Source organism: Kribbella qitaiheensis (assembly GCF_042657745.1).
Taxonomy (GTDB): Bacteria; Actinomycetota; Actinomycetes; order Propionibacteriales; family Kribbellaceae; genus Kribbella; species Kribbella qitaiheensis.
In genome coordinates this window covers 122,579-144,511 of sequence record NZ_JBHSKE010000042.1, presented here as the reverse complement: position 1 = coordinate 144,511, position 21,933 = coordinate 122,579, and the positions used below count along the sequence as shown (strand labels likewise).

The 21,933-nt window shown below is 67.8% G+C and carries 19 protein-coding genes; 14 read left to right on the top strand and 5 right to left on the bottom strand.

The genetic code is table 11. The annotated features are described in order from the left end of the window. Window positions 1–194 precede the first annotated feature (194 nt). The 4 genes from lepA to ACFPJ1_RS26870 all read left to right on the top strand — a co-directional run bounded on the left by lepA (window position 195) and on the right by ACFPJ1_RS26870 (window position 5,015). Window positions 195–2,084: a translation elongation factor 4 gene (lepA, locus tag ACFPJ1_RS26885; protein WP_380108054.1), complete on the top strand. Its 1,890-nt coding sequence runs from the start codon at window positions 195–197 to the stop codon at window positions 2,082–2,084. Further along, window positions 2,084–2,995, top strand: a complete 912-nt coding sequence (locus ACFPJ1_RS26880; RefSeq protein ID WP_380108052.1) for an aminoglycoside phosphotransferase family protein — start codon at window positions 2,084–2,086, stop codon at window positions 2,993–2,995. Before lepA ends, ACFPJ1_RS26880 begins: the two co-directional genes overlap by 1 nt. A gap of 126 nt (window positions 2,996–3,121) precedes the next feature. Beyond that, window positions 3,122–3,748, top strand: a complete 627-nt coding sequence (locus ACFPJ1_RS26875) for an MOSC domain-containing protein (protein ID WP_380108050.1) — start codon at window positions 3,122–3,124, stop codon at window positions 3,746–3,748. A gap of 46 nt (window positions 3,749–3,794) precedes the next feature. Continuing rightward, complete coding sequence (locus ACFPJ1_RS26870; protein ID WP_380108049.1) at window positions 3,795–5,015, top strand: MFS transporter; 1,221 nt, start codon at window positions 3,795–3,797, stop codon at window positions 5,013–5,015. 28 nt (window positions 5,016–5,043) lie between these two features. On the opposite strand, the gene ACFPJ1_RS26865 is transcribed toward ACFPJ1_RS26870, so the two are convergent. From ACFPJ1_RS26865 to kduI, 3 genes are all read right to left on the bottom strand, one after another. Further along, on the bottom strand, window positions 5,044–5,799 hold the full coding sequence (locus tag ACFPJ1_RS26865; RefSeq protein ID WP_380108048.1) for an IclR family transcriptional regulator: 756 nt from the start codon (window positions 5,797–5,799) through the stop codon (window positions 5,044–5,046). Window positions 5,800–5,804: 5 nt separating this feature from the next. Beyond that, on the bottom strand, window positions 5,805–6,623 hold the full coding sequence (locus ACFPJ1_RS26860) for an SDR family oxidoreductase (protein WP_380108047.1): 819 nt from the start codon (window positions 6,621–6,623) through the stop codon (window positions 5,805–5,807). An 86-nt stretch (window positions 6,624–6,709) separates the two neighbouring features. Continuing rightward, on the bottom strand, window positions 6,710–7,570 hold the full coding sequence (gene kduI / locus ACFPJ1_RS26855) for a 5-dehydro-4-deoxy-D-glucuronate isomerase (protein WP_380108046.1): 861 nt from the start codon (window positions 7,568–7,570) through the stop codon (window positions 6,710–6,712). On the opposite strand from kduI, the gene ACFPJ1_RS26850 reads away from it, so the two are divergent. The 6 genes from ACFPJ1_RS26850 to ACFPJ1_RS26825 all read left to right on the top strand — a co-directional run bounded on the left by ACFPJ1_RS26850 (window position 7,560) and on the right by ACFPJ1_RS26825 (window position 14,734). Beyond that, window positions 7,560–7,745 (top strand): tautomerase family protein, encoded by a 186-nt coding sequence (locus tag ACFPJ1_RS26850; RefSeq protein WP_132194310.1) that lies wholly within the window; start codon window positions 7,560–7,562, stop codon window positions 7,743–7,745. The genes kduI and ACFPJ1_RS26850 overlap by 11 nt on opposite strands. 149 nt (window positions 7,746–7,894) lie before the next feature. Beyond that, window positions 7,895–8,914, top strand: a complete 1,020-nt coding sequence (locus ACFPJ1_RS26845; RefSeq protein WP_380108044.1) for an aspartate-semialdehyde dehydrogenase — start codon at window positions 7,895–7,897, stop codon at window positions 8,912–8,914. Between the two features lie 69 nt (window positions 8,915–8,983). Continuing rightward, on the top strand, window positions 8,984–9,583 hold the full coding sequence (locus ACFPJ1_RS26840; protein ID WP_380108043.1) for a class I SAM-dependent methyltransferase: 600 nt from the start codon (window positions 8,984–8,986) through the stop codon (window positions 9,581–9,583). A gap of 201 nt (window positions 9,584–9,784) precedes the next feature. After that, on the top strand, window positions 9,785–11,620 hold the full coding sequence (locus tag ACFPJ1_RS26835; protein WP_380108041.1) for an AMP-dependent synthetase/ligase: 1,836 nt from the start codon (window positions 9,785–9,787) through the stop codon (window positions 11,618–11,620). Window positions 11,621–11,732: 112 nt separating this feature from the next. After that, entirely contained in the window at window positions 11,733–14,042 is a 2,310-nt protein-coding gene (locus ACFPJ1_RS26830) for a hypothetical protein (protein WP_380108040.1), read from the top strand. A 68-nt stretch (window positions 14,043–14,110) separates the two neighbouring features. Further along, entirely contained in the window at window positions 14,111–14,734 is a 624-nt protein-coding gene (locus ACFPJ1_RS26825; protein WP_380108039.1) for a class I SAM-dependent methyltransferase, read from the top strand. Window positions 14,735–14,737: 3 nt separating this feature from the next. Here ACFPJ1_RS26825 and ACFPJ1_RS26820 read toward each other — a convergent pair whose 3' ends face one another. Next, a complete protein-coding gene (locus ACFPJ1_RS26820; protein ID WP_380108037.1) occupies window positions 14,738–15,820 on the bottom strand; it encodes an alpha/beta fold hydrolase in 1,083 nt (360 codons plus the stop codon). Window positions 15,821–15,954: 134 nt separating this feature from the next. Between ACFPJ1_RS26820 and ACFPJ1_RS26815 the strand changes: the two genes are divergently transcribed. Next, window positions 15,955–16,308 carry a UBP-type zinc finger domain-containing protein gene (locus ACFPJ1_RS26815; protein ID WP_380108036.1) on the top strand — a complete coding sequence of 118 codons (354 nt, stop codon included), beginning with the start codon at window positions 15,955–15,957 and terminating at the stop codon, window positions 16,306–16,308. A gap of 12 nt (window positions 16,309–16,320) precedes the next feature. Then, entirely contained in the window at window positions 16,321–16,767 is a 447-nt protein-coding gene (locus tag ACFPJ1_RS26810) for a TIGR03618 family F420-dependent PPOX class oxidoreductase (protein ID WP_380108035.1), read from the top strand. Window positions 16,768–16,840: 73 nt separating this feature from the next. Here ACFPJ1_RS26810 and ACFPJ1_RS26805 read toward each other — a convergent pair whose 3' ends face one another. After that, the gene (locus ACFPJ1_RS26805) at window positions 16,841–18,856 is read right to left on the bottom strand and encodes an MDR family MFS transporter (RefSeq protein WP_380108034.1); all 2,016 of its coding nucleotides are present in this window, start codon (window positions 18,854–18,856) and stop codon (window positions 16,841–16,843) included. 87 nt (window positions 18,857–18,943) lie between these two features. Here ACFPJ1_RS26805 and hemW point away from each other — a divergent pair, with 87 nt between their 5' ends. Both hemW and ACFPJ1_RS26795 read left to right on the top strand, forming a co-directional pair. Then, the gene (gene hemW, locus ACFPJ1_RS26800; protein WP_380108033.1) at window positions 18,944–20,155 is read left to right on the top strand and encodes a radical SAM family heme chaperone HemW; all 1,212 of its coding nucleotides are present in this window, start codon (window positions 18,944–18,946) and stop codon (window positions 20,153–20,155) included. 337 nt (window positions 20,156–20,492) lie between these two features. Then, entirely contained in the window at window positions 20,493–21,815 is a 1,323-nt protein-coding gene (locus ACFPJ1_RS26795; RefSeq protein WP_380108032.1) for an extracellular solute-binding protein, read from the top strand. Window positions 21,816–21,933 lie beyond the last annotated feature (118 nt).

Genomic DNA, 21,933 nt, shown 5'->3' with positions numbered 1-21,933 from the left:
ACCTCCCGAGGGTAGAGGTGGACCGGTCCGGAGCCGCAGCCATTTTCACCTATCGACCGAGACCGGCCTAGACCACTTGGCGCCTCAGGTAGGAGTACTCCGACGATGGATGCGGAAAGGTGTGGCGGACCATGGGATGATTGAGGAGTTGCCCCGCTCCCAGTGAGCCACCCTGAGACGAACTGGAACCCTCCGTGCCCGTAGGCCCCACGACCGTGCCGCAGCCGGGTCGCACCGACCCGTCGCTGATCCGGAACTTCTGCATCATCGCCCACATCGACCACGGGAAGTCGACGCTGGCCGATCGGATGCTGCAGATCACCGGTGTCGTCGACGGCCGTCAGATGCGGGCCCAGTACCTGGACCGGATGGACATCGAGCGTGAGCGCGGCATCACGATCAAGTCGCAGGCGGTCCGGCTGCCGTTCGCGCCGAAGCCCGACACCCCCGGCGGACTGCTCGCGCCGGACGGCACGACCTACATCCTGAACATGATCGACACCCCCGGCCACGTCGACTTCACCTACGAGGTGTCGCGGTCGCTGGAGGCGTGCGAGGGCGCCGTACTGCTGGTCGACGCGGCCCAGGGCATCGAGGCGCAGACGCTGGCGAACCTGTACCTCGCGCTGAACGCGGACCTGCACATCATCCCGGTGCTGAACAAGATCGACCTGCCGGGCGCCCAGCCGGAGAAGTACGCCGCGGAACTGGCGCACATCATCGGCTGCAAGGAGTCCGACGTACTGCGCGTCTCGGCGAAGACCGGGCAGGGCGTCGAGGACCTGCTGAGCGAGATCGTCGCCCAGGTCGACCCGCCGAAGGGCGTCAAGGACGCGCCGCCGCGGGCACTGATCTTCGACTCGGTGTACGACACGTACCGCGGCGTCGTCACCTACGTCCGGGTGGTCGACGGCGAGCTGACCCACCGCGACAAGATCAAGATGATGTCGACCGGCGCGGTGCACGAGATGCTCGAGGTCGGGGTCATCTCGCCCGAGCCGATGAAGTCGCCCAGCATCGGCGTCGGCGAGGTCGGCTACCTGATCACCGGTGTGAAGGACGTCCGCCAGTCCCGGGTCGGTGACACCGTCACCTCGTCCGTGCGCGGCGCGACCGAGGCCCTCGGCGGCTACAAGCACCCCCAGCCGATGGTGTACTCCGGGCTGTTCCCGATCGACGGCGACGACTACCCGACGCTGCGCGACGCGCTGGAGCGGCTGCAGCTGAACGACGCGGCCCTGCAGTACGAGCCGGAGAGTTCGGGCGCACTCGGGTTCGGGTTCCGCTGCGGCTTCCTCGGCCTGCTGCACATGGAGATCGTCCGGGAACGGCTCGAGCGCGAGTTCGACCTTGACCTGATCTCGACCGCGCCGAACGTGGTCTACCGGGTCGAGATGGAGGACGGCAAGGAGTTCGTCGTCACCAACCCGAGCGAGTTCCCGGAAGGCAAGATCGACGAGATCTACGAGCCGGTGGTCCGCGCGACGATCCTCAGTCCCAAGGACTACATCGGCGTGATCATGGAGCTGTGCCAGACCAAGCGGGGCAACCTGCAGGGGATGGAGTACCTGTCCGAGGACCGGGTCGAACTGCGCTACACGCTGCCGCTGGCCGAGATCGTGTTCGACTTCTTCGACCAGTTGAAGTCGAAGACCAAGGGCTACGCGTCGCTGGACTACGAGCCGACGGGCGAGCAGGCCGCGGCGCTGGTCAAGGTGGACATCCTGCTGCAGGGCGAGACGGTCGACGCGTTCTCCGCGATCGTGCACCGCGACAACGCGTACTCCTACGGCGTCGCGCTGGCCGGCAAGCTGAAGGAGCTCATCCCGAGGCAGCAGTTCGAAGTACCGATCCAGGCCGCGATCGGGTCCCGGATCATCGCCCGCGAGTCGATCCGCGCGATCCGCAAGGACGTGCTGGCGAAGTGCTACGGCGGTGACATCACCCGGAAGCGCAAACTGCTGGAGAAGCAGAAGGAGGGCAAGAAGCGGATGAAGATGGTGGGCCGGGTCGAGGTCCCGCAGGAAGCCTTCATCGCCGCCCTCAAGACCAGTGAATCCCCGGGGGAGAAGGCCAAGAAGTAGTGCCGGTCGAGATCCCTGAGGAGTTCCGCAAGGTCGCCTCGCGTGGTGCCGACTGGGCCGCCTGGCTCGACGGCTTGCCACGCCTGGCGCGCGATCTGCTGTCCGAGTGGGAGCTGCGGGTCGACGGCGTCTCGGCGTACGGGAACTGCTCGCTCGTCGTCCCGGTCCGTACCGCGGACGGGACGCCGGCGATGCTCAAGGTCCAGTTCCCGCACTGGGAGGCCGAGACCGAGCATCTCGCGCTGCGGATCTGGGACGGCAACGGCGCGATCCGGCTGCTGCGGGCGGATCCGCGGCGGTTCGCGCTGCTGCTGGAGCGGGCGCTGCCGCAGGATCTGACGGGGCTCGACGCGATCGAGGCGAGCGAGATCATCGCGTCGCTGTACAAGCGGTTGCACGTGCCGGCCGGGCCGCAGTTCCGGACGCTGTCGGGTGAGTCGAAGCGGTGGGCGGCGGAGTTGCTGGAACTGCCGGCGTCGGCTCCGGTGCCGCGGCGGTACGTCGAGCAGGCGGCATCGTTGGCGCGGGACTTCGCAGCCGATCCGGAGACGGACGGGCGGCTGATCCACACGGATCTGCACTACTTCAACGTGCTCGCGGCGGAACGTGAACCCTGGCTGGTGATCGACCCGAAGCCGCTCTCCGGCGATCCGCATCATGAGGTCGCGCCGTTGCTGTGGAACCGGTGGGACGAGATCGCGGGTGCGCGCGATCTGAGGTTCGCGCTGCGGCGGAGGTTCTACGCGATCGTCGACGCTGCCGGGCTGGAGGAGGACCGGGCACGGGACTGGGTGATCGTCCGGCAGATGGTCAACGTCAAAGGCGCGATCGCAGACGCCGGCGCCGACGAGGTCCTCCCCCAGGACTGGCTGACCCGCAACATAGCCATCACCAAGGCAATTCAAGACTGACCCGTACTCCGCCCCGCCGTGCTGGCCTCGCTTGTCGGCCACCACCGTGCGAGCTGGACGCGGACCTGTGCCGCGGCGGCTGAAACCCAGTGGCACCTGGCGCCGAGGCGGGGGAGGATGCCGGGTATGCGGGTGTTGACGGTGAACGTGGTCGAAGAGCTGATTGCGGGGCCGAAGAAGACTGGGCTGACGGCCATCGACAAGCGGCCTCAGGGGCTGCGGGTGCCGGTCGGGTTGCTTGGACTCGAAGGGGATCGGGTTTGTGACACCGAGAGCCACGGTGGGCCTGATCAGGCGCTGTACGCCTATGCGCGAGAGGACTCCGCTTGGTGGGCCGAGCAGCTCGGGCGGGAGATTCCGGCAGGGTTGTTCGGGGAGAATCTGTCGACCGAGGGGCTCGACATCACCAACGCGCTGATCGGCGAGGTCTGGCGGCTGGGGGACGAGGTCGAGGTGATGGTGCGGGCACCGCGGATCCCGTGCATCACGTTCCAGGCGCGGATGGGGATTCCTCGCTGGGTGAAGCGGTTCCACCAAGAGGGCAGGCCCGGCGCCTACCTCAAGGTGTTGAAGACCGGGACGATCGGCGCCGGCGATCAGATCGACGTGATCAGCAGGCCGGACCACGAGGTCACCATCGGCGTCATGTTCGCCGCGCAGGACTCGGCCAAGATGCGAGGCATGCTCGACTCCGACGCGGATCTGGTGGACGAACTCAGGGACGAAGCCCAGCGCATCGCCGCGCGCGGATGAGAATGCTGAAGTCGACCACGCCATCGAAGCCGTCGGACATCCGGCTGTGAAGGGGTTGCTACCTGCGCCCGGACCCCTGAGACCGTTGGCCTTGGCAACGTTGCTCAGTCGGGTCGGCAACGGGTTGCTGATGACTGTCAGCGTGCTCTACTTCAATCGGATCGTCGGCTTGTCCATCGCACAGATCGGCGTCGGGCTCACCATCGCCGGCCTGTTCGGGCTCCTCTCGGCGGTGCCGCTCGGTCACCTGGCCGATCGCCGCGGGCCGCGCACCCTGTTCGTCATCCTGAGCCTGCTCGTCTCCGGCCTCTCCCTGCTCTACCTGCTGGTCGACACCTTCTGGCAATTCCTCGCCGTCGCGACCGTGCTGACCGTGATCGACCGCGGCGCCGGTGCCGTCCGCGCCGCACTGATTGCGGCAGTCACCCAGGGCGCCGCAGGCCGAGTCGCCGCCCGCGCCTACCTCCGGGCGATCACCAACATCGGGATCATGCTCGGCGCCGGAATCGGTGCCCTGGCGCTGCACTTCGACACCGGTACGGCGTACCGGGTGATGTTCGTGCTGGACTCGTTCCTCAGCATCGTCGCCGCGTTCGTCGTGTTCGCGGTACCGCGGGTGGAACCGCAGCCGAAGAAGGAGGATGGCCCGGTCTGGATCGCCCTGCGGGATCGGGGCTACCTGGCCGTCGCGGCGCTCAACGCGGGGATGTCGATCCACTACGCCGTACTCGATGTGGCGATCCCGCTCTGGGTGGTCGACCACACCGAGGCACCCCGCTGGACGGTCGCGCTGCTGCTGATCATCAACACCGTCGTGATCGCGCTGTTCCAGGTCAGGTCGAGCCGCGGGATCGCCGATCCGTCCAGCGCCGCCCGGGCGACCAGGACCGCAGGATTGTTGCTGCTGGCATCGATGGTGCTGTTCGCCGGCGCGTCCGGTGGTGGCGTGGTCGTCGCCGTCGCCCTCCTCGCCGTGGGAGCGCTCGTCCAGGTGATCGGGGAGTTGCTGCAGTCCTCGGGCTCGTTCCTGCTCGGCTTCGACCTGGCGGCTGACGAGGCGCAAGGTCAGTACCAGGGCGTCTGGAACACCAGCATCTCGATCAGCACGATGGTCGCGCCGACAGTGCTCGCGCTGCTCCCACTCGGCCTCGGAGTCCCGGGCTGGATCATCCTCGGCGTGTGGTTCGCGGTGGTCGGCGTCCTGTTCGTACCAGTGGTGCACTGGGCCGCGGCCCGCCGTACTGCGACCCTGGTGCCGGCCGCCTGAAGCGGGCCGCCCAACCAAGCGGCACGGCTCAGTTGGTCGGCTCCATGTAGCCCAGGGCAGCGGAGATCTTGCGGGCGGCTTCGATGGCGGCGGGGGCCATCAGGGCGACCTGGGCGATCGACTGCTCGAGGGACAGCGTCGAGATGCTGACGGCGGCGATCGCAGTACCGGTGTGGTCGTGGATGACGGCGGCGACGCAGCGGATACCGGGCTCGTTCTCCTCGTCGTCCAGCGCGTACCCGCGAGCCTTCACCTGCGCGAGATCCGCCTTCAAAGCGGCAGCAGTGGTGTGGGTCAGCGGCGTCCGAGCGGGCAGCCCGGTGCGGGTGACGAGCGCGTCGAGAGCTTCCTCGTCCTTCTCGGCTAGCAGCGCCTTGCCGATTCCCGTGCAGTGCAGCCAGAAGGCCTTGCCCACCCGCGAAGGCATCCGGTACGGCTTGGGTCCGTCGAGCCGCGCGACGTAGATCGCCTCGTCGCCGTTGAGCAGGCCGACGTGCACCGTGCAGCGCGTCTGCGCGACCAGGTCGGCCAGTACCGGACGGGCGACGGTCGCGAGATCCACGTTGGTGAGCGCGTGCCCGGCGAGCCGCAGCGCCTTCGGGCCGGGGTGGTACGAGCCGTCCTCGGCCTGCGCGACGAACTCGTGCTCGACCAGCGAAGCCATGATCCGGTGCACGGTCGACTTGGCCAGCCCGGTCGCCGTCACCACGTCGGTGAACCGCGAGTGCTCGAGGACGGCGTCGAGCACCATCAGCGTCTTGTCGATGGCCGAGGGCGAACTCATGTCCCTCATCCTGTCACTTCTCCCGTTCGCGCCGTTCGCGCCGTTCCCGCTCGTTCGTCACGTGCCGTCTGTCTTCTACCCGCCCATCGGGCCAGCCAGCCACCGTCGACGGCGAGCACATGCCCGTTGACGTACGCCGAGGCGGCCGAGGCCAGGAAGACCGCGGCGCCGACCAGGTCCTCCGGCCTGCCCCAGCGCCCGGCCGGGATGCGGTCGCGGATGGCCGCTTCCCGCTCAGGGTCCGCCCTTAGGTCGGTGGTGTTGTCCGTACTGATGTAGCCCGGGGCTATCGCGTTCACCTGCACGCCAGCAGGCCCCCACTCGTTGGCGAGAGCCTTGGTGAGGCCGGCGACCGCGTGCTTGCTGGCAGTGTAGGCCGGGACGGTGATACCGCCCTGGAAGCTGAGCAGCGACGCGATCGTGATGATCTTGCCCTCGCCGCGCGTGACCATCGCGGCGCCGATCGGCCGGGTCACGGCCCAGGTGGAGTTCAGGTTCACGTCGATCACGTGCTGCCAGTCGACCTGACTGGTCGAGGCGGCCGGCGCGCGCCGGATCGTGCCGGCGTTGTTGACCAGGATGTCGATGATTCGGCTGTCGGACACCTCGCCCGCGGCCGCTTCGACAGCGGCGGGATCGGCGAAGTCCGCGGTGATCACCGTCGCCTCGCGGCCACCGCTCTGCTTGATCGCCTCGAGGGTGTCCTCGAGCGCGGCGTCGCGAGCCATCAGGATCAGGTCGGCCCCGGCCGCCGCGAACCCCGCGGCGATCGCGGCCCCGATCCCACGCCGCGCCCCGGTGACCAGCGCGGTCCGACCCTCCAACGACAACCCCTGCGGGGCAGCGGAAGACCCTTGCGAGGCAACGGACGGCCCGTGCGAGGTGACGGAATGCCCTGGTGGGCTCGACGTCACCGCAGATCCTTCACGTCGACGCCGTCCATGTCGCCGAACGCCCGGTTCTCGCCGGCCATCGCCCAGACGAAGCTGTACGCCGAGGTGCCGGCGCCCGAGTGGATCGACCAGCTCGGGGAGATCACCGCCTGGCGATCCGAGACCAGCAGGTGCCGCGTCTCGTCGGGTTCCCCGAGCAGGTGGACGATCCGCTCGGACTCCGGCAGGCCGAAGTACAGGTAGCACTCGGTACGGCGGTCGTGGGTGTGCGCGGGCATCGTGTTCCAGGTGCTGCCGGGGTGGAGTGTGGCGACGCCGAGGACGATCTGGCAGCTCCGGACTCCGTCGGCGTGGATGTACTGGTCGATGGTCCGGCGGTTCGCGGTCTGCTGGTCGCCGAGCTCCAGCCGGTTCCCCTCGCCGGGCTGGACCAGCGTGGTCGGGAAGTCGGTGTGGGCCGCCGCGGAGAAGATGTAGAACGCCGCTTCGGAGCCCTCGAAGACGACGTCGCGCGCCCCGCGTCCGGCGTACAGGCAGGCTCCGGTGGTCAGCTCGAACTTGGTGCCGTCGACCGTCACGGTGCCGGGCCCACCGACATTGGCGATGCCGGCCTCCCGGCGCTCGAGGAAGAACTCGCTGCGCAGCTCGGGCCAGGTCCCCAGCGTGAGCGGACCGCTGGCCGGCCGCGCTCCGGCGAGCACGATCCGGTCGTGGTGGGTGAGCACCGCAGTGATCGAGTCCGGGCTGAAGAGGTCCTCGACCAGGTAACTGCCGCGCAGTGCGGCGGTGTCGAAACCGCGCACCTGGTCATTTGTGGAACAATGTTCCGCACCACAGAACCGAAACGTCTGCTGAGGAGCCTCTGAGATGCCCAACATCACCGTCGAACTCCTGTCCGGCCGCACCCTCGACCAGCGCCGCGAGTTCGTCGCCGCCGTCACCGACTCCGCCATCGCCATCCTCGGCGCCAAGCGCGAAGCCGTCCGCATCGTCTTCCAGGAAATCGAGAAGTCCGACGTAGCCAACGGCGGAGTCCTCGTCTCCGACTCCTGACCCGCACTCCATAGGTCTGTCAGTGGCTGAGCGGGTCGCCGGGTCGCCGCCCGCTCAGCCTGAGCACGCGAGCAAGCTGGCAGCAGTGGTGAAGGTTGGATCCTGGACAGCGGGCTTGAGGGGCGGAGCCCTCCCACTACGCTTGAACCATGCGAGTAGGTGTGTTCGGAGCCACCGGCCAGGTCGGTGGCGTCATGCGGCAGTTGTTGATCGACCGTGAATTCCCCGTCGACGAGATCCGGTACTTCGCGTCCGCGCGCTCGGCGGGCAGCCGGCTCCCCTTCGGCGACGAGAAGATCACCGTCGAGGACTCGGCGACCGCCGATTTCAAGGGCCTCGACCTGGCCCTCTTCTCCAACGGCAAAACGGCGTCCAAGGAGTTCGCCCCCAAGGTCGCCGCGGCCGGCGCGATCGTGGTCGACAACTCCTCCGGCTGGCGGATGGACCCCGACGTCCCGCTGGTAGTTGCCGAGGTCAACCCTTCCGACCTCGACCACCTCCCCAAGGGCATCGTCGCGAACCCGAACTGCACCACGATGGCCGCGATGCCGGTCCTCGGCCCGCTCCACCAGGAAGCCCGCCTGACCCGCCTGATCGTCTCCACCTACCAGGCCGTCTCCGGCTCAGGTGGCGTCGGCGTCCGCGAGTTGGAGGAGCAGACCAACGCCCTGGCTGACGGTTCCGGCCGGCTCGCGCACGGGACCGAGGGCATCACGCTGCCGCAGCCCCAGGTGTACGCCGGTCCGATCGCGTTCAACGTGCTCCCGCTGGCCGGCTCGATCGTTGCCGACGGCACCGGTGAGACCGACGAGGAGCAGAAGCTCCGCAACGAGAGCCGCAAGATCCTGCACATCCCGGACCTGCTGGTGGCGGGGACCTGCGTCCGCGTCCCGGTCTTCACCGGTCACTCGCTGAGCATCCACGCCGAGTTCGCCGACCCGATCACCCCCGAGCGCGCGACGGAACTCCTCGCGAAGGCCCCCGGTGTGGAACTCGCCGACCTCCCGACCCCATTGCATGCCGCCGGCAAGGACCCGTCGTACGTCGGCCGCATCCGCCAGGACCAGTCCGTCCCCGATAACCGCGGCCTGGTTCTCTTCGTCTCCAACGACAACCTCCGCAAGGGCGCCGCCCTCAACGCGGTACAGATCGCCGAACTGCTCCAGTAACACCAGCACTGATATCTCTCGACGTCAAGAAAGTTGACATAGAGAGACATGCCGCAGCAGGATGCGGGCATGGACGACCTGACGTTGCACGCCTACGACCACGCCGCGACGGCCTTCGCGGACGACTGGGACAGCCAGCCGGCCGGCACCGACCTGCAGGAATGCGTACTGCGCTACTTCCGCCGGCCTGGGCTGGTCGCGGACATCGGGTGCGGGAGTGGCCGCGATGCGGCTTGGCTGGCGGCGAACGGGTTCGACGTGGTCGGGTTCGAGCCCTCGGAGCAGTTGCTGGCCGAGGCGCGCCGCCGGCATCCGGAGGTCGACTTCCGGTCGGCCGCGCTGCCGGAGCTGGCGGACATCCCGGCGGAGTCGTTCGACAACGTGCTGTGCGAGACCGTGATCATGCACCTGGATCCCCGCAGCGCCGTACAGGCAGCCGCGAGGCTGATCGACATCGTCAAGCCGGGCGGAACTCTCTACCTGACCTGGCGAGTCACCGAAGGCGAGGACCAGCGCGACGACTCCGGCCGTCTGTATGCCGTCGTCGACGCTGCCGGCGTCAGGAACGCACTGGTCCCAGCGGAACTGCTGCTGGACGAAGAGGTGACGAGCGGCAGTTCCGGCAAGACGATCCGTCGGGTGATCGCCCGCAAGCCTCCGCAGCGCTAGTAGTCCTTGGTGCCCGAGGCGGTCGAACTGGACGCCCCTTCACCGAGCCGCTAGAACGGACAGTAAGACGAGTGCCACAGACCGTGCGCGCATGTTGCGGAAACGTGATCGAGATGGTGCGGACGGGCAAGCGAGGACCATGGCCACCGCTGCCTTCAGCCCATTACTGTTCGGTTACTTGACCCCCCATGGAGGCCAGACATGAAGCCCGTTGCCGACGGTCCCCAGCTCGCGTTGCTGAGCAACCGCAAAGAGCACCTCGCACAGATGTTCCTCGACCGCGTCGACGCGACGCCGAACCGGGAGGCGTTCAGGTATCCGGCCGGCTCCGAGTGGAAGTCGGTGACCTGGCAGCAGACCGAAGACCTCGTACGCCGTCGCGCCGCCGGCCTGATCGCGCTGGGAGTCGAGCCCGAGCAGCGGGTGGGAGTCGCGGCGAGCACCAGGCTCGAGTGGGTCCAGTGCTACCTGGCGGCGGTGCTCGCGGCGGCCGCCACGACGACGATCTACCCGACCACGATGGCCGCGGACGTCTCGTACATCGTCGCGGACGCCGAGGTACAGGTGGTGTTCGCCGAGGACGCCAGCCAGGTCGACAAACTGCGGCAACACAAGTCGGACACCCCGTCGCTGCACAAGGTCGTGCTGATCGACGGTGAACCGGAGGAGCGCGACGGCGACTGGGTGATCAGCCTCGCCACGCTCGACGACCTCGGGGCCAAGCTTCTGGACGAGAACCCCGCGGCGATCGACGAGCGGATCGCGCAGATCCGGCCCGAGCACCTCTGCACGCTCGTCTACACCTCCGGCACGACCGGCCGGCCCAAGGGCGTGCGGTTGCCGCACTCGGTGTGGACGTACGAGGGTGCGGCGGTGGAAGGGATCCGGGTGCTCAGCCCGGACGACCTGCAGTTGCTGTGGCTGCCGTTGTCGCACGTGTTCGGCCAGGTGTTGCTGGCAGTGCAGTTCCAGATCGGCTTCGCGACGGCGATCGACGGCCGGGTGGACAAGATCGTGGAGAACGCCGCCGTCGTGCAGCCCACCTTCATGGCCGCCGCGCCCCGCGTCTTCGAGAAGGCGCACGGCCGGATCGTGACGATGATGAAGGCCGAGGGCGGGGTCAAGGCGAAGCTGTTCCACTGGGCCTTCGGGATCGGCACGCAGGTCTCCAAGTTGCGCCAGCAGGGCAAGGAGCCCAGCGGAGTACTGGCAGCGCAGTACTCGGTGGCCGACAAACTGGTGCTGTCGAAGATCCGCGCGCGCTTCGGCGGCCGGATCCGCTTCTTCGTCTCCGGGTCGGCCGCGCTGGACAAGCACCTCAACGAGTGGTTCCACGCGGCCGGGCTGCTGATCCTCGAGGGTTACGGGTTGTCGGAGACGGCCGCGGGATCGACGCTGAACCGGCCCGACCAGTACCGGCTCGGGAGCGTCGGGCCGATCTTCCCGGCGTCCGAGTTCAAGATCGCCGAGGACGGCGAGATCCTGATCAAGGGTCCTGGCGTGATGAGCGGGTACCACAACCTGCCGGAGCAGACCGCCGAGGTGATCGACGCCGACGGCTGGTTCCACACCGGGGACATCGGTCACTTCGAGGACGAGTTCCTCTTCATCACCGACCGGAAGAAGGACCTCTTCAAGACCTCCGGCGGCAAGTACGTCGCGCCGCAGGTGATCGAGGGACGCTTCAAGATGATCTGCCCGTATGCCAGCCAGTTCCTGGTGCACGGCAACCAGCGGAACTTCGTGAGCGCGCTGATCACGCTCGACCCGGACGCGATCCAGGGGTGGGCCGAGCAGAACGGTCTCGGGGGGAAGACGTACGCCGAGATCGTCACGTCGGACCAGGCGCAGAAGCTGGTGCAGGGTTACGTCGACGAGCTGAACGCCGGGCTGAACCGCTGGGAGACCATCAAGAAATTCACCATTCTCGACCGGGATCTCACGGTGGAGTCCGGCGAGATGACCCCGAGTCTGAAGCTCAAGCGCAAGCACGTGGAGACGACGTACGGCGATCTCCTGGACAAGATGTACGACTAGCCCTCGCCCGACAGCCACGTGCTCGTCCGAACAGCTGTCGGCAACGGTTAGGCTCCACCACTATGTCCGACCTGACTCCTCTCACCGAGGGCACGCCTGGCCTTGGTGGTTCATGACAGACCGGGCCGGCAGGTCTACCTGGCCACCGTTCGTGGGTGCGCTCGTCTGGCTGCTTCCTGCGGCGACCTTGTACTGGGTACTAGCAGGCACGGGGGTGGGGGACGGCGACATTCTCCGCTACTCGGCCTACTTCGCAGGCTGTGTGGTGCTGCCGGGAGTGCTGCTGCTGCGAGCCTTCGCGCCGGGCCGGCGGACGTGGCCGGAGGACGTGGGCATCGGCATCGTCGTGGGGCTCTCCTTCGAGCTGGCGGGGTGGGCCTTGTTCACGGCCGCTGGGCTGCAGCAGTGGTTGGTGGTGTGGCCCGCGGCGGTGCTGGTCGTGTTCGCCGCGGTACCGCGGTTGCGGGGCTGCTGGCGGGCGCAGGACGCGCCGCGGCTGCCGCTCGCCTGGGGCGCCACGCTGGCGCTGCTCCTGTCGGCGACGCTGCTGCTGTTCTACGGGGGCACGGTCAGCGCCTCGCCGGTCCCCAAGTACGGCGGCGACTACTACCAGGACATGTTCTGGCACCTGAGCATCGTGCACGAGCTGGGCCGCTCCGTCCCGCCGCAGATTCCGCAGGTGGCGGGCGAGACGATGCAGTACCACTGGTTCGCCGACGCACACCTGGTGTCGGCCGCACAGATCACCGGGATCGACCCCCGCTTCGTGCTGTTCAGGCTGTGGTTCGCCCCGATCATCATCGGGCTCGTCCTCGCGGTGGCCGCACTCGCGCGCCAGGTCAGCGGAGCCTGGTGGACCGCCCCGCTCGCGGTCGCGCTGACGACGATCGTCCAGCGGGTCGCGATCTGGAAGTTCGTCGGCGGCCTCGGGGCCTCACCACTCGTCTTCCTGAGCCCGTCGCAGTCCTTCGGGACGACGATCAGCGTCGGAGCCGCGGCACTGCTGATCGGCGTCTTGTACCGCGGTGCCCCGCGACGGTCCTGGGTGATCGTGCTGCTGGTCGTCTGCGTAGCCGCCGGCTCCAAGCCCACCGCTTTGCCGCTGCTGCTCGGCGGGACCGGCCTGGCGGCGCTGTACCTGCTGGTGCGGAACAGGCGCATCCCCTGGCTGACCGTCGGCTTGGGCGTCGTACTGGTCGGCGTGACGTTGGCGTCGATGCTGACTGTGTCGGGCAGCACCGCAGGTACTCCGCTGCGGCTGTTCGGGGCTTTGCGGGCCTTCCAGGGATACGCCGCTCTGACCGGTGACACCGCCGTTGCCGCGCCGGGTGGATGGATCATCGAAGGGCTCCGCGACGCCGACCAAGAGACGTTGACCTGGGCGATCGCGATCCTTGTCTCCGTCGTGTTGAGCAGGGCGGTGTGGGTCGTGGCGTTCCTGGGCCTGGGACAGCGCCGGACCCGAACCGATCCGGCGCAGTGGTGGCTGGTCGGCACGCTCATCGCCGCCATGCTCGGATTCCTGGTCGTCGACCATCCGGGCTTTGGTCAGTTCTACTTCCTCGGCGGCGCGCTGCCCTTCGCTGCCGTCGCCGCGGGATACGCGATCCACGGCGCGGTCACCGGACGCCCCCGCGTGGTCCGCCGGGTGATCATCGCCGGTGGCCTGCTGGCCGGTGCGGCGCTCGCTCTGGCGATCCGGGCGTTCGGCAACAGCAAAGCCCGGCCTGTCTCCCCGGCGGAGATCACGCGGGCGGTCACTGTGCCGATGCTGTGGCTTGCGGCGGTACTCGCGGTCGGGCTGCTCGGCTGGCTCGTCCTTCGCTCCGTCCGTCCGCAGGTCCGTGGCCTCGGCCTGGCTCTGCTGATGTGTGTCGCGGTCGGCCTCGCCTTGCCCAGCCGGCCCTGGTCGGAGTGGCGCAGTGCGGCCGACGGGCTCACCGGGGAGCCGCCGCAGATCCCGGTCTCGGCGTCACCCTTGTACACCACCGACGAGATCCAAGCCGCGCTGTGGCTGGAGCGCAACGCGGGACAGTACGACGTGGTCGTGACGAACACCGCCTGCCTGGCGCGACCACGTCGTCCGGCCTGTGACGCGCGTGGCTACCTGGTCAGCGGTGTCGGCGGTCGCCGAACGCTGATGGAGGGCTGGGCCTACACGCAGCAGTCGCTGGCCAACCAAGGCGAGGCGAACGGCAACTACAGGGAACTGCCGTCGCCCTGGCCCGACCGGGTGGAGCTGACGACGAACGCACTCACTGCGCCGACGCCTGAGCTGCTGGAGACCCTGCGCCGCGATCACGGCGTCCGTTGGATCTTCGCGGACAAGCGAGCCGGCAGCGTCGCCGAGGGCACGCTCGACCAGCTCGCCGACCGGAGGTACACCCGAGGGCAAATCATCATCTACGAGCTGAGGGACTGAGCGAGTTCGTTTGACTTAGCGTGTCGAGACACTGAAACATGGGCAATCCCCGGACCGAGGAGATCCCCATGGAGGGTCTGAAAGGCCTTCTCAGGCATGTGCCCGCCTACGTGCTGCTGCAGCGCATCGTCGGCGCCGACCGCTTGCGATACCGCTGCATAGAGGAGATCCAGCCGGGTGAAACCGTCCTGGACATCGGCTGCGGCCCTGCGTACTACTTCCCGCGTCTGCCCCAGCCGCTGAACTACCACGGGTTCGACACGGATGCGCCGTACATCGACTGGGCCCAGCAGCGCTTCGGCGGTGAGAACGCCAGCTTCCATTGCGGCAACTTCGACGAAGCCGCTGCCCGGTCGCTGCCGCCGATCGACGTGGTGCTGCTGCTCGGGCTGCTGCACCACATGTCGGACGAGCAGTGCACAAGTCTGCTCAACCTGGCCGCGAGCGTGCTGAGTCCCGGTGGCCGGGTGATCAGCGTCGACACCTGCTTCGAGCCGACCCAGGGCCGGATCTCGCGGTGGATGTCGGAGAACGACCGCGGCGAGTATGTCCGGGAGCCGGCGGCGTTCGAGAAGCTCGCCCTGCAGTCCTTCGGCCAGCTCGACGGCCAGGTCATCAACGATGCCACCCATGTTCCGGCCAGCTACTGGATGATGAGGATGACGGCGCCGAACGGATCCTGGGCCGAATAAGGCCTACGGCTGGGTGAGGACCTCATCAGTTGGATCGGTCAGAGGTCGGACGTAGGTCACGAGGCTGATGAGGGTCTTGCCGGGTTCCTCGAACGGGATCATGTGGGCGGAGTTCTCGAACCACACGCCGCGCTTGTACGGCGCTTCGACCGCGTCGAGCCAGGCTGCGGTGGGGGCTGACGGGGTGGTGTAGTCGTGCCGTCCCATGAACATCAGCACCGGGATCGGGAACTCCCGCACACCGGTGAAGTCGACGTCCAGGAATTCCGGCAGGATCTTCGCCAGGGTGAATTCGTTGCCTTCGCCAATGGCGTCGATGTCCTCCGGGGCGTATTCGGGGGACAGCAGCGGTGCGTAGAAGTAGTACGAGGAGTCGTCGCGGTACGCCGTCAGGCCGCCGTAGTACTGCGGCCACTTCCGGGCGATGATGATCCGCTCCCGGGTGACCGGCGTCTCGCCCGGGTACGGCGCGATCGACTCCATTTCCTGGACGGCTTCGGCGTTGTTCGTCTGCCGGGCCTGCTCGAGGCCGTAGGTGAAACTGAGTTCTTCGTTGGTCCTGGTGTTGATGATCTGGCCGATGCCCAGATAGGCATGGAAGAGGTCCGGCCGGGCGAGCGCCGCCTGGAAGGCGATGACCGTTCCCCAGCTGTGTCCCAGCAGCACGAGCTTGCGGGCGCCGTACTTCGCGACGATCGACTCGGCGATCTCGATGGCGTCGCTCACGTACTGCGCGATGTGGATGGTCGCCGCGATCGACTCCGGGTCGGAGGCACGGTACGTCTTGCCGGCGCCCCGCTGGTCATAGTTGACGACGGTGAAGTACTCCTCCCAGGGCCGCTGAAACTGCCACAGGGTAGGAGTCAGCGGCGAAGCGGGCCCGCCGTGAACGAAGAGGATGATCGGGTTGTCCAGGTCCTGGCCGCGGACGCAGATCCACTGGTCGATTCCGCCGATGCGGGCCAGGTAGGACTCCTGTACTCCCCGCGGACTCGTGATGCGAGTCAGATCAGCGATGATCTCGCGCGGATCGCCGCCGTCGTCGTCCTCGTGGTTCTCGTGGTCCGATCCGGGGCCGTCGTCCATCGGGTCATCGTACGAGCGTCGCGGGGCGTCGGTGTTCTCACGTTCGCCCACAGCGAGGAGGCTCGCAAGTTTGGCGGAACCGTGCTGGACTTCTGGCGCGGCACCGATAACCCCTGCCACTCACGGAGGTCCCCATGAACCAGGAATCCCAGGCCATCGATCCGACGGTCGCGCCGAGCGGGAACGGGTGTGTCGAGTGCGAGCTGGCTGGCGGCTGGTGGTTCCACCTGCGACGCTGTGCGGCCTGTGGACACATCGGGTGCTGTGACGACTCGCCTGAGCAGCACGCGACCGGCCATGCCGAGCAGACCGGTCACCCGGTGATCCAGAGCTTCGAGCCGGGCGAGGACTGGTACTGGGACTACCGGAACAAAAGCTTCGTGGAAGGCCCCGCCCTGGCGCCGCCGAACCACCACCCCGAGGACCAGCCGACGCCGGGTCCCGAGGGCCGCGTACCGCCGAACTGGCCCTCGAAGCTGCACCAGTAGGGAGACCCAGTTGTGACCACGTTGTCGGAGGCGGCTGCGCTAGCGAGTGAGGACCAGGGCCTCGCGGTTGTCGCGACGCGACGGGCCGACGGGACCATCCAGTCGTCGGTGGTGAATGTCGGGGCGATGGCTCACCCGAGCGACGGTGAGCAGGTGCTCGCCTTCGTCACCTACGGCCAGGTGAAGCTCAAGAACCTGCGAGCCCGCCCGGAGTTGGCGGTGACCTTCCGGCGCGGCTGGCAGTGGGCCACGGTCGAGGGCACCGCCGAACTCGCCGGCCCGGACGACCGGCCGCAGTGGCTGACGGACGACGAAGTACTGCGCGTCCTGCTCCGCGACATCTTCACCGCAGCGGGCGGCACCCACGACAACTGGAACGAGTACGACCGCGTAATGAAAGCCGAAGGCCGAACCGCAGTACTGATCCGGCCCCGCCGCGTCTACACCAACCCTTCCTGACCCATATCCCAGGCAAGCGGTGAGGCGCTCGCTGACGAGCCACCTCCCCAGCGTGGGGGCCCGACGTACAGCGTCAGGCTCCCGTGAGGGCGGCGTGTTTGCCGGTGGTCAGGGCGTGGCCTCGGTCGATCATCTGTTCGGCGATTCGGTCTACGGCGGCGGAGAAGGCGGGGGCACTATCGGCGTCCCAGTCGTCCAACCGCGCCAGGATCCAGACTCGGTAGGCGCCGACGAAGCGCTGGAACATATCCAGACCGCGGGTGGTGAAGCGGTAGTGGCCGAGGGTTTCCGAGAGGTAGCCGTCGGCAACCAGTTGGGCGGCCAGCGGTTCGAAGACGCCCGGTGGGACCCTGAGGTCGCCGGTGATCTCCTGCAGGGTGGCGGATCCGTGCTCGGCGCCGCCGCGGAAGACGCGCAGGATCATCCAGGCTTGTGCGATCGAGAGTGGGATGCCTGACTCGACCAGTACTTCGGGGCCGGGGTTGCGCTTGTGGTTCTGGACGACGTAGGCGAACAGCTTCTGCAGTTCCTGCTCGGAGTCGGCCGAGGCCGGTGCGGCAAAGCTGTCGCCCACGCCTGAGTTCCCGGTCACCGACGTCCGGGCGGTGTCGCGCAGCGGAACCTCCTTCAGCAGCAGGGCAACCACGAACCCCAGGACAGCCACCGGTACTGCGGCCAGGAACACCACGTGCAGCGCGTCGGCATACGCGGCGGTGATCGAGTCCCGCGCCGCCGCGGGCAGCGAGTGGACGCCTTCGACCGACTGGGCAGCGCGTGGATCGACACCAGGAGGAATCGCGCCGGCCAACCGCTCGGGCAGCTGCGCGGCGTAGACCGAGCCGAACACCGCGACCCCGAAGGAGCTGCCCAGTGTTCGAAGGAAGCTCACCCCGGACGTCGCGACCCCGAGATCCGAGTAGTCCACCGTGCTCTGGACGACCACCGTCGGTACCGGCATGCAGAGACCGACGCCGAGCCCGAGTACCAGCATCGATCCAGCCGTCTGGAGGTAGCTCGTCTGGTTGCCCATCAACGACAGCAGGTACAGGCCGCCCGCGATCATCACCGTGCCGACGATCGGGAAGATCCGGTAGCGGCCCGTCTTGCTGATGGTCTGGCCGACCACCACCGACGCGACGAGCAGACCCGCGACCAGTGGCAGCATCTGCAGCCCGGACTCCGTCGCCGAGGCGCCGTGCACGTACTGCAGGTAGGTCGGCAGGAAGGTGACCCCGCCGAGCATCGCGAAGCCGATGATGAAGCTCAGCGACACGCAGACCGAGAACACCCGCGACCGGAAGAGCCGGATCGGCAGCAGCGGCTCGGCCGCGCGCTGTTCCACCAGCACGAACAGGATCAACGCGATCACCGAGCCCACCGCCATCGCGATGATGATCGGCGAGGTCCAGTCGTACTGGTTGCCGCCCCAAGTGGTGACGAGGGTCAGGCCGGTCGCCGCGAGACCGATCAGCAGGATGCCGAGGTAGTCGATCGCCGGTTTCACCGCGGCCTTCACAGCGGGCAGGGTGTACCCGGCGACGATCAGCACGACGATGCCGAGCGGGATGTTGACGTAGAACGCCCACCGCCAGCTCAACTGATCCACGAACAGCCCGCCGAGCAGCGGACCGGCGACCGTCGCGACACCGAAGACCGAGCCGATGAAGCCCTGGTACTTGCCGCGCTCGCTGAGCGGTACGACGTCCGCGATCACCGCCGTCGCGGTCACCAGCAGGCCGCCGGCGCCGAGACCCTGGATCGCGCGCGAGCCGACCAGCCAGAGCATCGAGTCGGCCGCTCCGCACAACGCCGAGCCGATCAGGAACAGCACGACGCTGATCAGGAACATCCGCTTGCGCCCGTACAGGTCGCCGAACTTGCCGACCAGCGCGGTCATGATCGTCTCGGCCAGCAGGTAGGACGTGACCACCCAGGACAGGTGGTTGGCCCCGCCCAGGTCGCTCACGATCGTCGGGAGTGCGGTCGCCACGATCGTCTGGTCGAGGGCAGCGAGCAATATTCCGAGCAGGATCGCGACCACCACGGCGTTCTGGGTGGCCCGTCCGACGGGCGGGGCCTCGGTCTCCATGACCTGAATCTAGCGATCCCAGAACAGGCCACCACCCCGGAATCACCGCGATCCTGTCTCGGATTGCGCGGAACGTACGATGGGTGGGTGCCATCGACACTGCCCGAGGGGGAGGTTGCGCCCCGGGACGGGTCGCTGCCGGAGTCGGCTGTCCGCGAGGCGGCCGGCCGTCCGTTCGGCTTCTACCTGCACGTCCCCTTCTGCGCCGCGCGTTGCGGGTACTGCGACTTCAACACCTACACCGCCAAGGAACTCGGCGGCGGTGGTTCGCAGGCGTCGTACGCGCAGACGGCCGTGGAAGAGGTGCGGATGGCCCGGCGGGTGCTCGGTGACCTGGACCGGCCGGTGGACACGGTGTTCTTCGGCGGAGGTACGCCGACGCTGCTCCCGGCGGAGGACCTTGGCCGGATGCTGGCCGCGGTACGGGACGAGTTCGGGCTGGCGGCGGACGCCGAGGTGACCACGGAGGCCAATCCCGAGTCTGTCGATCCGGCCTATCTCGCCGCGATCCGGGAGGCCGGGTTCAACCGGGTCTCGTTCGGGATGCAGAGCGCGACGCCGCACGTGCTGCAGATCCTGGATCGCAAGCACACCCCGGGCCGCGCGCTGCAGGCGGCGAAGGAGGCGACGGCCGCGGGCTTCGAGCACGTGAACCTCGACCTCATCTACGGCACGCCGGGGGAGTCGCTCGACGACTGGCGGACCTCGCTGGAGTCGGCGCTGTCGGCGGAGCCCGACCACGTGAGCGCGTACGCGTTGATCGTCGAGGATGGCACCCAACTGGCCAGGCGTGTCCGCCGCGGCGAGTTGCCGATGCCTGATGACGACGACCTCGCCGACAAGTACCTGCTCGCCGACGAACTGCTCAGCGGCGCCGGCCTCAACTGGTACGAAGTCTCGAACTGGGCCCGTACTGCGGACGCCCGCTGCCGGCACAACGAGCTCTACTGGCGCGGTGACACCTGGTGGGGCATCGGCCCGGGCGCGCACAGCCACGTCGGCGGCGTCCGCTGGTGGAACGTGAAGCACCCCAGCGCGTACGCCGATCGCCTGGCCGCGGGGGACAGCCCGGCGTACGCGCGTGAGGTGCTCGACGAGGAGACCCGCCGGGTGGAGCGGGTGCTGCTGGAGATCCGCTTGTCGGCCGGACTGCCGGTCGACGTGCTCGACAAGCCCGGCCAAGATGCGGCACGCCTTGCCATCGCCGATGGACTGCTGGTGGAGTCCGCGGACCGCCTCGTCCTGACCCAGCGTGGTCGGCTCCTCGCCGATGCTGTTGTCCGCGACCTGCTGCCCTGACGCTTTCCGAAACGGCGACGTACCGCTTATCGGTGATTTCCCGGAAGGTTTCGGCTCCAGCTGCTCACTGCCTGTGCTCGCCCGGACGCCCGGTCCGAGTTCGTAAGTTGCTGACCCGGGTCAGGTCAATTCAGGAAAAGAGCAGAAAATGCAGCCCTGTGTCACCGGTTTGGTTCACACCGTGACAATCCCCGCTGCTATGTACTGACCTAGTCGGTGTCGTGTCCCAGAGTGACGGTGTGGTCCTTGACACACTCCGTTGAAACGCTCGAAACTCAGGTCACTTTTACATCATCAGAGCGCTCTCAACCCGTCCTCAGTAACAGGGAGCATTCCAATGCGGCCCAGTGCCCGCCAATGCAGTGCCGTCATTGCCCTTGCTTGCAGCCTCACTCTGCTGGCAGTCGGCTGCGGTGGAAACGATCAGGAGAGCTCCGGCGGGTCCGGCGACGACGACGGCCCGAGGGTCGAGCTCACCATCGCGACCTTCAACGAGTTCGGGTACAGCGACCTCTACCGGGAGTACGAGGGTCTGCACCCCAACGTCAAGATCACCGAGCGCCGGGCCGAGACGGTCGACGACCACGTCAAGAACCTCGAGACGAATCTGGCCGCCGGTTCCGGGATGGCCGACATCGAGGCGATGGAGGTCAGCTGGATCTACAAGTACCTGGCCAAGGCCGACAAGTTCGTCGACCTGCGGCAGTACGGCGCCGACGACCTGAAGGAGCGCTGGCTGGACTGGAAGGTGGCCGGCGCCACCACCAGCGAGGGCAAGATCATCGGGTACGGCACCGACATCGGGCCGGAGGCGATCTGCTACCGCAAGGACCTGTTCGCCAAGGCCGGCCTGCCGACCGACCGGGCCAAGGTCGCCGCGCTGTTCCCCGACTGGGCCTCGTACTTCGCCGTCGGCCGGCGGTTCAAGTCGAAGGTGCCGAACTCCGCCTGGTACGACTCCGCGGTGCTCACCTGGGAAGCCATGCGCAACCAGTTGATCCAGGCCTACTACTCGAACCAGGACCGGTACCTGGGCGAGGAGAACCCGCTGCTGAAGAAGACCTGGGACCAGATCGTCCGCGGTACCGACGACGGGCTGTCCGCGAAGCTTCCGGCCTGGAGCGAGCCTTGGACCAAGGCCTTCCGTACCGACGCCTTCGCGACGATGGCGTGCCCCGGCTGGCTGCTCGGCGTGATCGCGGACAACGCCGGCAGTTACGGCAAGGGCAAGTGGGACGTCGCCAACGTCTTCCCCGGCGGCGGTGGCAACTGGGGCGGCTCGTATCTGACCGTCCCGACCCAGTCGCCACAGCCCGAGGAGGCCGCGAAACTGGCCGCCTGGCTGACCGCGCCCGAGCAGCAGATCAAGGTCTTCAAGAAGGTCGGCTCGTTCCCCTCCACCGTGGACGCGTACGACGCGCCGCAGGTGAAGAGCCAGGTGAATCCGTACTTCAACAACGCGCCGGTCGGCAAGATCTTCATCGACCGCGCGAAGAACGTGATCCTCAAACAGCACAAGGGACCCCGCGACGGTGAGATCAACCAGGTCTTCACCGAGGCCCTGGCCCGGGTGGACGAAGGCAAGCAGAAGCCGGAGGACGCCTGGAGACAGGCCCTCAACGCCAGCGACAAAGCCGCCAACACCCGCAAGGGCGGCTGACCGCGCAACCACTGAAGGGCAACGAGTTCGGCTGATGCGGAACTCGTTGCCCTTGGGTGGTGTTGAGCGCGGTTGGCGGCATCTTCGTACTACGGTGTGAACGTCACAATCAGCTCGG